This is a genomic window from Acinetobacter sp. WY4, assembly GCF_018438165.1.
Lineage (GTDB): Bacteria > Pseudomonadota > Gammaproteobacteria > Pseudomonadales > Moraxellaceae > Acinetobacter.
Map to the genome: position 1 here is coordinate 2,418,179 of NZ_CP053947.1, position 12,850 is coordinate 2,431,028.

General features: G+C 43.6%; 11 protein-coding genes and 1 pseudogene. 7 read left to right on the plus strand and 5 right to left on the minus strand.

What is annotated here, in order from left to right; all coding sequences use genetic code 11:
* Positions 1-18: 18 nt before the first annotated feature.
* The 7 genes from G4D73_RS11245 to rplS all read left to right on the plus strand — a co-directional run bounded on the left by G4D73_RS11245 (position 19) and on the right by rplS (position 7,123).
* Positions 19-3,846, plus strand: coding sequence for a PilC/PilY family type IV pilus protein (locus tag G4D73_RS11245; RefSeq protein WP_228305166.1), 3,828 nt, complete (start codon positions 19-21; stop codon positions 3,844-3,846).
* A 9-nt stretch (positions 3,847-3,855) separates the two neighbouring features.
* On the plus strand, positions 3,856-4,395 hold the full coding sequence (locus tag G4D73_RS11250; RefSeq protein ID WP_213686791.1) for a type IV pilin protein: 540 nt from the start codon (positions 3,856-3,858) through the stop codon (positions 4,393-4,395).
* A complete protein-coding gene (locus G4D73_RS11255; RefSeq protein ID WP_213686792.1) occupies positions 4,382-4,825 on the plus strand; it encodes a type IV pilin protein in 444 nt (147 codons plus the stop codon). The genes G4D73_RS11250 and G4D73_RS11255 overlap by 14 nt, the downstream gene beginning before the upstream one ends.
* A gap of 138 nt (positions 4,826-4,963) precedes the next feature.
* Positions 4,964-5,221, plus strand: a complete 258-nt coding sequence (rpsP, locus tag G4D73_RS11260; RefSeq protein ID WP_004281198.1) for a 30S ribosomal protein S16 — start codon at positions 4,964-4,966, stop codon at positions 5,219-5,221.
* Positions 5,222-5,251: 30 nt separating this feature from the next.
* Positions 5,252-5,800: a ribosome maturation factor RimM gene (gene rimM / locus G4D73_RS11265; protein ID WP_004281200.1), complete on the plus strand. Its 549-nt coding sequence runs from the start codon at positions 5,252-5,254 to the stop codon at positions 5,798-5,800.
* Positions 5,801-5,828: 28 nt separating this feature from the next.
* The gene (gene trmD, locus G4D73_RS11270) at positions 5,829-6,563 is read left to right on the plus strand and encodes a tRNA (guanosine(37)-N1)-methyltransferase TrmD (RefSeq protein WP_213686793.1); all 735 of its coding nucleotides are present in this window, start codon (positions 5,829-5,831) and stop codon (positions 6,561-6,563) included.
* Positions 6,564-6,748: 185 nt separating this feature from the next.
* Complete coding sequence (rplS, locus tag G4D73_RS11275) at positions 6,749-7,123, plus strand: 50S ribosomal protein L19 (protein WP_004281205.1); 375 nt, start codon at positions 6,749-6,751, stop codon at positions 7,121-7,123.
* 71 nt (positions 7,124-7,194) lie between these two features.
* Here the strand turns inward: rplS and G4D73_RS15520 are convergent.
* From G4D73_RS15520 to G4D73_RS11305, 5 genes and pseudogenes are all read right to left on the minus strand, one after another.
* A pseudogene (locus tag G4D73_RS15520) lies at positions 7,195-8,175 on the minus strand (esterase/lipase family protein).
* Positions 8,176-8,244: 69 nt separating this feature from the next.
* Positions 8,245-9,213 (minus strand): esterase/lipase family protein, encoded by a 969-nt coding sequence (locus G4D73_RS11290; RefSeq protein ID WP_213686795.1) that lies wholly within the window; start codon positions 9,211-9,213, stop codon positions 8,245-8,247.
* Positions 9,214-9,346: 133 nt separating this feature from the next.
* On the minus strand, positions 9,347-10,318 hold the full coding sequence (locus tag G4D73_RS11295) for an esterase/lipase family protein (RefSeq protein WP_213686796.1): 972 nt from the start codon (positions 10,316-10,318) through the stop codon (positions 9,347-9,349).
* 83 nt (positions 10,319-10,401) lie between these two features.
* Entirely contained in the window at positions 10,402-11,412 is a 1,011-nt protein-coding gene (locus tag G4D73_RS11300) for an esterase/lipase family protein (protein WP_213686797.1), read from the minus strand.
* Positions 11,413-11,802: 390 nt separating this feature from the next.
* Complete coding sequence (locus tag G4D73_RS11305; RefSeq protein ID WP_213686798.1) at positions 11,803-12,831, minus strand: lipase secretion chaperone; 1,029 nt, start codon at positions 12,829-12,831, stop codon at positions 11,803-11,805.
* Positions 12,832-12,850: the final 19 nt, after the last annotated feature.

Sequence of the window (12,850 nt, forward strand, 5' to 3'; positions counted from 1 at the left end):
ATCAGTGAGGATTAACAAATGAAACAGTTTAATAAAAAAGTTCTTTCTGCTACGGTGTCGATGCTCATGACTTTAACCGTATGTAGCAGTGTGTCACAAGCCAGCGATATTGAGATTTATAGTAATGCAACAGGTGGTAAAACCACCATTACGCTAATGTTGGATACCTCAGGGAGTATGAGTGAGTCACAGGTTGGGGGAAGTGCATGTGAGCTTGCATCAGGCACAACTTATACAGCTGGAAATGAACCTTCGGGAACGACACCTGGTTATACCAAATATTTTTGTGGTGTAGATATCCCAGGTTCAAGTTCTCAGCGAGTTTATTATTATAAAAGAACGGGAGGGTCTGGGAATCGTTCTTGGTTTAGTTGTGGCGCATCAGGTTCACCGAATGTAGATGCCTGTACAATTCCTATTAATGATCCAGATCCAAACAATAGTTTTGAAGATACAGGTAGTAACCCTCGTTACTATTATAAAAATGAGAGACCTAAAACGAAGCATTATGACCGCCTCACCCGACTAAAAGACGCAATTTTTACGCTAATGGATAGCAACCAAATTGATTCGAATTCGGTCGCAATCGGAATAGGGCAATTCTCTTCACAAAGTGGTAGTGACAACGTGTTTACCAGTGCGGATGGAAGCAGTGGGAAAATAGTCGTTCCTGCTGCGCTTTTAAGCACAGCACAACGCACAGCGATTAAAACTGCTGTTGCAAATTTAATCGGTTCTAATGGTACACCAACAGCCAATGCTTATGCTGAAGTAGCGGCTTATATGTTGGGTACTAATACGGTGACTAATATTACGTTAATGAGGGAAGAATACATTAGCTATTCTTCTGGGGGGCAAACTAGATATGGTAAATGTACAACATGGCAAGGTCTTGAATGTTACGGTTATAGTACATCAACCTATTTAACGAGTATAGGGGGAAGGGCGACTAAACTGGTAAGGTGGAGTAGTGCTAGTGATATAAGAACAGCTTTACTTGAGCCATATACTGATACCGCCACAAATCTCGGTTATAGCGGATTTTCTAAATCGGTGCTTGGTAGTAAGGTCGGGTCTTCCTCTACCGCAACAAACTATCAAACTCCTTTATCTACGACAAACACTCAATGTAATGGTCAAGGGATTTATTTCTTAACAGATGGTGAACCCAATAGCTCACCTGTACCTGTACCTTTAATGCAAGCTGCTTTAGGCGCAAATGGTTCATCCTTTAGTGTACCTGCTACAGGAACACTACCTAATGGTACTCAAGCTGGTCATGGCATGCCTGCTGTAGGTGAATTTGCCAAAGCATTACGTGATAAAACGAAAAACCCTTTAGGATTAGAAATTAAAACTGCGGTTGTTGGTTTTGGGTCAGTATTCAATGTGGATAGAACCGCTGATGCTGCAAAACCTGTCGCTCAGAGAGTTATACGCACTTTGGATTATATTAATAGTAAAGGTGTGCGTACCAACGAACAAAGAGATTATTATAATTGCTCACTTATCACAAATGTAGATGCCCAAAATGCATGTAACTGGGGTGCCAAATCACACCCTGACTTACCAAGCAGCGTCGGTGGTTATGGTGAAGGTGGTTTTTATTCAGCCCAATCGGTTGATGATGTGGTAAACAGTGTGGTGAAGTTTTTAGATGAGGTAAATCCAAATATTGAACCTGTTGCAACGGGTAGTCCGACCATTCCTATTGATAGCTTAAACCCAATTCAATTACAACCCTATGGTTATTATGCAGAATTTAAGCCAAAGCCAAGTGAAACTACACAACTTTGGGCGGGGAATTTAAATAAATATAACTTAAGAAATGGCGAGTTGGTGGATAAAAACTTACAACGCTTAATTTTAAGTACAGGCGCACTGAATAAAGATGCTGTAGGTTTATGGACCAATGGTGTTAAAGGTCAATTACCACTGGGCACTTTAGTTGCCGCAAATGGCGAGCAAAATTCAAAACGTAAAGTATTCACCAATCGAGTGATTAAAGCGGATAAAACCGCTGTTTCAGGTGATCGTTTGGCACAAGTGAGTTTATTGAGTTTATTTGCAGACAACAATGAAATTGCCAAATTTAAGTATGATGCCGATAAAAACTATTGGTTAAATTTCCTAGGTTATGATGTAGGTATTGCAGAGAACATTGCGATTTTAGGTGATCTAACCAGTAAAACAGAGTACCGAGAGCTTGGAAGTGTGATGCACTCTACACCAATCATGCTGACCCAAGAAGGAAAAATTACGGTTGCAAATGGTAAGTTAACCACAACGGGTCGTAAAGATTATCTAATGTTTGGTTCTACGCAAGGTGCGTTGCATGTGGTAGATGACGATGGCAAAGAAATATTTGCCTTTGTACCGCATGAAATGATGAAAAATCAAAAAAATGCATTTATAGGTAGTGGCAAATATACAGGTTCGGGTAAAAACAATTTGTTCTATGGTGTAGACGGCCCTTGGACAGCTCACACCCAATATGTTTCAAAAAGTGATGGAACATTAACGGTGAAAGATTCTGGGCGTAAGGCAAGTGATGAAGAAGATGCGCAGAACCTGATTGGTATGCAGTGGGTGTATGGTGGTTTGCGTATGGGTGGCAAAAGTTACTATGCGCTGGACTTAACTGACATTGAAAAGCCTGAATTGAAATTCCATATCAATCCAGATGCAGATAATGCTTCTGCTGCACTCAAGCAAATGGGGCAAAGCTGGTCAAAACCGACTCTCGCTTACGTAAATTGGGGCGATACGCGCAAGCTTGTAATGTTTGTAGGTGGTGGTTACGACCCTATTTATGAAACTCATAATGCAGACCCAAGCTCGACCAAAGGTAATGGTGTGTATATGTTTGATGCACACAATGGCGATTTACTCTGGTGGGCCAGTGATAGTGAAAAAACAGGTGCTAGCCGTTTTACTCAGAATAATCAGTTAAAATATAGCGTTGCTTCACAAATTAATGCGATTGACCGTGATGGAGATGGTTTAACCGATCATCTGTATTTTGGTGACTTAGGTGGACAGGCATTCCGTGTCGACTTTAATAACCGCGCAGCAGACACAGCAAACTTTGCAACACGCGTGGTTCATCTTTTTACAGAGCATCAGGGTTCGGGTTTAAGTCCTCGTTTCTATGAAATGCCAAGTGTGTCTATTCATCAAGATGATGGGAGCTACTTTGCTGCAGTTGCCTTTAGTTCAGGTAACCGTAGCTCGCCATTAGCTGGTTTAAACTCCACAGTAAGTGCTAATGATGCCGTATTTGTAGTGTATGACAATGATGTAGCACGTCAGGACTTGTATAAATCAGGCATCACACTATATACCGAAAATGAAAGCTTAACCCAACTTAACTTTGATAGTGGTGTAGCACGTCGTGGGCAAAATAATATATACAATGGTGGTTGGAAAGCTTATTTTGATAGTGCAAAAGCAGGCCGTTATAAAGGTATGAATGACCTGTATGCTTTAGATGGTATGCTCTATGTCAATGTTTATGACCGAGATGGTACTGGTATTGGTGGTAACTGTGGTGCAGGTGTAGTGGGTGACTCCTATCTGTATCAATATTGTTTACCTACAGGGAAATGTAATTTCTATTCAGGCACTGGAAACAAACCAGATCGGGTAAAACTTGGTGCAGGTATTTTGGGTACAGGTTTGGGTCAGGGTTATGGAAATAATGCAAATACAGTGAGTTTAGTGGTGAATCGTGATCAGCCATCTGCACTGGATTGTAGCTTACCTGCCAATAAAAACTTACCTCAATGCCAGTTGTTTAATACACAGGTAAAACTCAAGCAAATGCGCTGGTATGAGTCGCGTTAAGGGGGGAGTATGCAATTCAAGAAAGGCTTTACCCTAATTGAGCTGATGATTGTGGTCGTTGTGATCGCAATCATTGCAGCCATCGCGATTCCGAGTTATGCCGCATATATTCAGCGTAAAGATCTTGCTTTAGCAAAGCAGGAAGCATTGCGAATAGCGACAGAGCTAGAAAAATTCAAAGCTAAAAACTTCAGCTATAAAGGTTTTGATGCAACCTACTTATATACAGGTTATGCACCATCCACAGGCACTTTAGCAATTCCTGTAGATGGTTCAGATACTAAATTCACCCTTACTTTATTGGATTTAGCCACCAAGAAGCCTTTATCTATACTAAGAGGCGCAGATGGTAATGAAACCGCAGATTCAAGTTCTGTACGTGGTTTAAATTGGGTGATACGGGTTGAACGTGCTAAAACAGGTACAACCTTAAAACAACCACGTAATTATGATTTATTGTTGACTAGTGAAGGTGTACGTTGTCAAACTCGGACTCCAGATATGGTATCAACATATACTTGTGGGACTAAAAATAATGAAAACTGGTGATCAAGAGCGCGGATTTACACTGATTGAACTCATGATTGTGGTGGCTGTTATTGCTATTTTGGCTGCAATTGCGATGCCATCCTATACTAGTTATAAAGTCCGTGCCAATCGTGTAGAGGTTCAAACGGAGCTGATGCAACTCGCGCAGCGTTTGCAAAGTTATAAGGCGATGAATCATAGTTATCGAAATGCAACATTGGCGAGTATTGGAGGAAATAGTACGTTTCCAAGCCATCAAGCTTTATACAATATTAATTTGGCAATTGATGCATCTAATCAGGCATATACCCTGTCAGCTTTGCCTATTTCAACAGCTGCACAAAAAGGGAATGGTGCCTTAAGTTTAGATCAGTCAGGGCGCCAATGCTGGTTTAAAGGTAAGGATTCACCTTCAACAACAGATACTTGTTCTGCTTGGTTAGAGAAATAAATTCAAACCTGCGGATAAATACGTTTTGATCTTTCATTCAGGGCAAAGTTCAAGTAAAATACTGCCCTCTATGAAAGGGGTTTGAGCTGTATCGATGGTCGGTACAAGGATAATCCGTAAAAACTATAAGGTTCTATCATGGTTGTTATTCGTCTTGCACGCGGTGGTGCTAAAAAACGTCCGTTCTATCAAATCATTGTGACTGATAGCCGTAATGCACGTGACGGTCGTTTCATCGAACGTATCGGTTTCTTCAACCCGACAGCTCAAGGTAAAGCAGAAAAGCTTCGTTTAGATGCTGACCGTTTTGCTCACTGGGTTTCTCAAGGTGCTCAACCTTCTGATCGTGTTGCTTCTTTAGCTGCTCAAGCTAAAAAAGCTGCAGTTGCTGCATAATTTTTATATAAATTAGGTAGTAGCTTGCCCATGACACCAACACAGAATGTTCCCGAAGATCGTATTCAGATTGGACAGTTGCGTTCAGCATATGGATTAAATGGGTGGCTCTGGGTCTATTCCAATACAGAACCTATGAGCAACATATTTGACTATCTGCCTTGGTACATTGAGACCAAAGCAGGTTGGCAAATTGTCGATGTAAAACGTTGGAAACCACATGGTAAAGGCCTGGTTGTTTCGCTGAAAGGTGTGAGTGATCGCACTGGTGCAGACGAACTGGTTGGCTCCAATGTCTGGATCTCTAAATCGCAACTGCCTCAAGCAGGCGTAGATGAGTACTATTGGTCTGATTTAAAAGGTCTAACTGTGTTAGGTCTGGATGATGAAGAACAAGAAGTCAATCTCGGTCAAATTTTTGAGCTGTTTGAAACAGGTGCTAACGATGTGATGGTGGTTCGCGCAACTGCCGACAGCATCGACGGCGAAGAGCGAATGATCCCATGGCATAAAGATGTGGTGCAACGCGTTGATCTTGAAGCTGGTCGTATCTACGTCAATTGGGGCGTAGACTACTAAGAATTTTTCGGAAATACGGGAGTCTGCGATGTTTTTTGCAGTCATTACGCTTTTTCCTGAAATGTTTGAAGCGATTACAGCCTATGGTATTAGCGGGCGCGCAGGAAAACGTGAGTTGATGCAAATTCATTGCATCAATCCTCGCGATTATGCGACGGGCAACTATAAACGCGTGGATGAACGTCCATTCGGTGGTGGTCCGGGTATGGTGATGATGGCTGAGCCTCTGGCAAAAGCAATCCAGCATGCAAAAGAGCTTGCAACGCAAGCGGGTGCAGTTCAGGTTCCTGTGGTGTATATGTCACCGCAAGGAAAGACCTTAAGCGAAACTGCGGTACAGGATTTTGTCAAATATGATGGAATCATTGTACTGTGTGGACGCTATGAAGGCGTCGATGAACGTTTGATCCAGCAATATGTTGATCAGGAATGGTCAATTGGAGATTACGTGTTGTCGGGTGGTGAACTGCCTGCGATGGTTTTATTGGACAGTATTATCCGGAGAATTCCGGGTGCCATGTCTGATGAACAGTCACACGTGCAAGACTCATTTGTGGATGGTCTTCTAGACTGCCCACAATATACCAAGCCAGATCATTTTGAAGGTTTGGATGTGCCTGAGGTGTTAAAGTCCGGGCATCATGCCAATATTGAAAAATGGCGGTTTCTGCAGCGATATCAGCGTACACTTGAACGCCGCCCAGAGTTGGTGAAAAAAGTCGAGCTGACCAAGCAGCAGAAAAAATGGCTAAAAGATTTGTAAGATATTGATGAGTAATCATTTCTGTCTTCAAGCAAGTACTTAAAATGATTTAAGTATTCTTTAATAGGCTCTTTATGGTTGAGATGGTCAACCATAAAGGGAAAGATAATCGGGTGTATGCGCTTTAGCCTCTATACCCAGCGATGATCAGACCTCTTCTGACTCGCACATATTGGAGATACCCCATGAGCGGTAAGCATCCTTTAGTTCAAGTAATTGAAAACGCACAATTGAAACAAAACATCCCTGCTTTTGCACCAGGTGATACAGTTATTGTTCAAGTTAAAGTAAAAGAAGGCGACCGTGAGCGTTTACAGGCGTTCGAAGGCGTTGTAATTGCTAAGAAAAACCGTGGTTTGAACTCTGCGTTCACAGTACGTAAAATTTCTAGCGGTGTTGGCGTTGAGCGTGTATTCCAAACTCACTCTCCAATCGTTGCTGGTATCGAAGTGAAACGTCGTGGTGACGTTCGTCGTGCTAAACTTTACTACCTACGTGAATTGTCTGGTAAAGCTGCACGTATTCGTGAAAAATTACCAGCTCGTAAAACTAAAGCTTAATTTTAAGCTTTATACGAGTGAAAAAATGCGCCTTTGGGCGCATTTTTTATATCTGGCTATTTTTATAAAAATTATAAACCTTGCAGTTTTAAGCGGTTGGCATGCTGACGATAGGCAGCAACTGGATCAGGTGCAAAGGTACCTTTAATGCCGAACAATAAGTTGATTTCATCCAGATGATTCTATGGATAATCATCACGAACCGTTTTACCAAATTTGGCACTACATACCGACACAATTCCATCGTTCGCGCCAGCCTTACTCGCAGAAAGCAAATCCAAGGCTTTCATGGCGGCATCACTTACATCTAGGGAATTAGTCACGGGTTGATTGCCCGTCATTGAATACAGTGCAATGCCATTGTCTTTATATTTGCCTTCACCGCATGGACTCAGCGAAAGCCCGAGTTTAAAACGCTGGTTAAATTCGGCTGTGCCTTCAATTGAGGTGCTGTGTCCTGCTGCAAGGGCGTTGTGTGGGAAAGCTTGACCGTCTAAACCTTGTGCCCACATGATGACGTTGCCAAAACTGCTGATCAGGGTATTCAGCAGTTCAGATGTTCCGGTTTGATTGGCAAGTCACATGACATCAGAGGCGATAATGGTGCCTTGGTTGGCACCCCCCACAGTCATCACGGAGGCTACATGTTGCGGTATCACCCCGGCTGCATAACGCACGCTATGCGCACCATGACTATGACCAATTAAATTCAGTTTTTTGGCGCCGGTGATTGCCATGACTTCTTTCAGTTGCTCCACATATTGTTCACCTCTGATTTCGCTGGAATTGAAAGGTGAGATGCGGGTGGCAAAGGCAGTTGAACCGTTACGGGCTAAATCTGGCAAAATTTGATACCAATAATCCATGCCTAAGGCATCAAAACCAATTCGATTAAAGCCGACCATGCCATGTGCAAATACAATCGGGTATTGTGTTTTTGCATAATTGGACACGACAAATCTGGATTCTGCTTGCTGCAAATTGGAAGCCTTCACATATTGGCCCGCAAATAACACGCAGCATAAGGTTATAAAATGCGTTCTAATTTTCATAAAGTTCCATTTTGGCGGTTTAAAAATTAGAAAATCCCTGTGCATTGGGATGACAGGGATGAGATTGAATTACAGGCCTTGCAATTTGAGCCGGTTGGCATGCTGGCGATAAACATCGACTGGGTCTGGAGCAAAGATATTTTTTAATCCGAGGAACTGGTTCACTTCATCCAGATGGTTCCAGTTGTAGTTATCCCGAATGGTTTTACCGAATTTGGCACTACAGCGGGAGACCAGACCATCATTTTCCTTGCCGCCATCAATGAGTAGAGCTGTAACTGTCAAGGCTGAATCAGGATCGAGCGGGTTGGTGACTTGGCCTACACCTGTGAATGAATAGTTGTAGATACCTTTTTGTTGATATGCACCTTCACCACAGGTGGTAGTCGGCATACCGAGCGGATATTTCTGGTTGAATTGAGCAGATCCTGCCAGGGTCAGGCTGCGACCACCAGCCAGAGAATCATGCGGGAAACTGCTCGGATCCAGACCTTGTGCCCAGGTGATGGCCTTAGACACCAGGTTGATACCACCGACTAAAGGCCCTTGTATCGGTGTACCTTCTGCTTGCAGGATCAGGTCTCCAACCGGGGAGCCCTTATGCGGAGCACCGACAGAAGTCAGGGAAGCGACTATTCCATTCCCTGCACCTGCGACATAACGAATGGTCGGGCCGCCATGGGAATGACCGATCAGATTGACTTTCTTTGCACCGGTAATGGCCAGAATTTCATTTACCTGCTCTAAAAGTTGCTCACCCCGAATTTCCGATGAGTTAAAAGGCGAGACACGTGTTGCCCAGACATTACCGCCATTACGCGCCAGATCCGGTAAAATCTGATACCAGTAATCCAGTCCAAACTGGTCAGTACCGATCCGGATGAAACCCGCCATACCATGTGCAAAGACAATCGGATATTGGGTCTTGGCATATTGTGAACTGGCTTTTGCTGTGACCTGACTGGCCTGGGTGGATGCCTGGGTGCTGAGACATGTACCCGCCAGCAGCAGGCCGGTGATTAATATTCCGAATTTCATTATATTTTCCTCACTTTTGTTGTTTTAACGGGATGATCCTCATCCAGTTGCCTAAAGTTCCCCTATGTAGCAGGGACTCAGTTTCCTAAGTTTTTTTAATTAATAAAGATGATCTATTCATAAAATAAGTGATTTATAAGCCTTGCAGCTTGAGCCGGTTGGCATGTTGGCGATACAGTGCGACCGGATCCTGCGCGAAAGGACCCAAAATGCCAAAAAACTGGTTTACTTCATCAAAGTGGTTATGGGCATAGTCCTGACGGATGATTTGGCCATAGCGTCCGCTACACAGCGGCAGAGCACCATCATTGGCTTCTCCTTTCAAGAAACTGCTACCTAACGTCACGACTGTAGACTCAATCACATCCAAGGAATTGGTTGCCTGCCGGTTGCCCATCCAGGAATAGTGGTAAATTCCATTTGGCGTGAGTTTGCTGCCCTGAGACTGACAGTCTTTGGGAATGGCAGAGGAGCCATATTTCATATTGAAAGCCTGAATCGCCTCTGGGTTCATAGCTTGCAGTGCCTCGATCATACTGACCGGATACTGGTTGCCCGTGACCAGATTCATGCTGTGGCCCAGAATCGTACCGATGGCCTGAATAAAGGGCTCAAGGAGGGGTGTCTGGACGGCATTGACAAAAACCGGTGTGCCTTGCATAGCGCCTGCAATGGCGGTTAAAGAGGCAGCTTTATGCGGCGTAATGCCCTCAATATATTGAATCGTTGGGCCACCTTGGCTATGCCCAATCAGATTGACTTTCTTATGACCTGTCAGTGCCAGTACTTCATCAATTTGCATCAAGAGCTGTTCGCCACGCAGTTCATTGGATGCAACAGCAGACAATTCGGCAGAAAATACCCATGCACCATGCCGGCTCAGGTCTTGGGGAATCTGATACCAGTAATCCAGACCGATGCTCTCCGTTCCAATCCGGTTAAAACCCAGACCAAAACCATGCACAAAGACCATCGGGTATTTTGTCCTGGCATAACTCGAGAGGACAAAATTGCTTTTGTATTGCTGTAATGCCGCGGCTTGCACAGGGCCAGTCCATATGGAAACTAACAGTAAAAGGTTCAAGTGATAGATTATTTTTTTCATTGCAGCTTCCAGAACAATGATAGGTTAAATAAAAAGAACCAGAAAAAAAGCCTATATCTCAACTGAAATATAGGCACTCTGGGTTATAAACCTTCTAATTTGAGCCGGTTGGCATGTTGGCGATAGAGGGCGACCGGATCGGGTGCAAACATACCCTTCAGACCAAACATCATGTTGGCCAGGTCAGTATGATTGAGTTTGTACTGGTCATGAATGACCTTGCCCATGAAAGCGCTACAACGTGACACCATGCCGTCATTGTCTTTACTGCCATAAGATAAAGGGCCGAGCTGCATCAGGATCGTGTCAATATCCAGTGCATTGGTGGCTTGGGCCACACCCGTCCATGAATAATAATGAATGCCTTTACTGTCTTTCTGTTTTAAATTTTTATTGCAGTTTTCTGTGGAAGCCAATACACCATCTTTGACCACCTGCTGCGCCACTGTGGCATTAAAAGTATTTGAACCGGTCTGGGTCAGGGATTTCATGGAAGCATCAAAATCAATTTCCAGTTCAGGCTTAAACTGACCCAGTGCAATCAATGGTCCAATAATATAATCCCCTAAAATGTTAAAGGCGGTACGCGTCAGGCTATTGTTCTGAATATCATCTGCGACTTTGGAGCCATGGTAGGTTCCTGCAACGCCAGTGATAGACGCAATATACTGCGGTTGGGTCGCTGCAACATACAGCACTGTTGGTCCGCCATGAGAGTGACCAATCAAATTCAGTTTTTTCTTGCCGGTAATTGCCACAACCTCTTCAACCTGATGAACTAGTTGTTCACCGCGATGCGCCGTTGTATTTGCTGGAGACAATTGTGCCGCAAAGACGGTTGAGCCATTACGTGCCATATCTGGCAGAATCTGATACCAGTAATCCAGCCCGATACTATCGGTGCCAATGCGTGACCAGCCTAGCCAGCCATGCACCATCAAGATCGGATATTTGGTCTTGGCATAGTCAGACCGGCTCTTTTCGATGACTTGTGTTGCACTCGCTGCAGCCTGAGTCTGTGCAGAAAAACTGAATCCCATAGTGGTCGCTAAAGCCACAGTCAGTAACTGGGCTGTCTTGCTGAAAGTATACATAGCTGTCCCTTCTTAAATTTTATCGTTATTCAAGCAATCATTGCTTTTTGTAGAGTGTCGCAAGCCACAAATCAGACGATGAAAATACAGTTTCGGCCTTCAGTGGCTAAGCAAATTTTCTTTTAATGAAGCGGTATTTTTTCACTTCAGAGGTCTAAAACCATGTCATTTGGGGACATGCAGGACAGGAGGAATTTACATTGTAAGTATGTGTTTTATTTGCAGATGTATTTAAATAAAAAGTCTTTGAAATCATTATAATTTTTCTAAGTTATTTTGTGTAAATTCGAAATATTTAGAAACAACTATAAAAGATCATTTTGAGAAAAAATATAAAGTTATCAAAAGGGCATTTATAAAAAAGCCATCAACAGGTGATGGCTTTTAGGCTTAGTCAGCAAAGGGCAGCTTGGCTCCCTGATCATGAACCTGTTCAAAGGTTTCTACCCGCAGCTGTTCTTGCGGTGTATTAAAATGTTTGCTGCGAAGCTGGGCAATCGCTTGCTGCTTTGCAGTATCGGACATGCCGGACTGGGTAATCTGATCGCGTTCATCTAAATAGCCCGTGACCCGGTTTTTCCAGTCGCTGCGTTGTACATCCAGGTGTTCCAGCCGTTGTGTCGCTTCAGAACCGACCAGATTGATCCGCATCTGCCGGATTTCATCACTGGAACCGCCACGGGCTTTAATATCTGCGGTAAGTTTGCGCAGATCTTCCAGTTTATTCAGCTGCTCCAGATTTTCCTGCCAGTCTTGTGGCAGTTGCTGAAATAGTGCTTTGAGTTTTTGGGCTTTTTCAGCCTCGCTTAAGCTTTTGTCTGCCAGCACGCTCATCCGGTCCAGCGTATATTCATGATAGCTATCTTCTGTGCCAAACAAGCCTTCAATTTCATACTGGGAAAAATATTGTTTTCGCAAATTTTGGGTACTGGTATAGATACTGCGGTAATAGGCAGGATCTTCCTGATTCACGCCAGCCGGTGCGCTGAGCTGGCCTAAACCTTGACGATACTGGATATAACGATCCCATAAATCCAGAATTTGCGAGAGTGCCGGTTCTTTGTAATTTTGGCGAATGTAAGCTTTAAAATCCTGCTGGATCTGCTGCAGATTTTTTTCACCAAATTGGGTAATAAAATATTCAAAACAGTTACGGGTCTGTTCATTCACCATCAGACGATTACTGGCATCGAGCTGCATCTGACAATTGATTTCAGTATCTTGCTGGCTGGCACTCGGGAACGAGACATTGGCAGGACTATTGGCCAGAAAAGCGCTTTGCTCGGCATTGCTTTCAGTGAAAGGTGTTTTTGTCCCGGTCTCTGTCTGGGTATTTTCTTTTGGAGACAGCCATAAGACCAGCGTGATGATGCACAGCACCAGCAAGGCCAGAATGATCCATATTTTGTATTTCTGCATATCCTATGCACCTATTTTT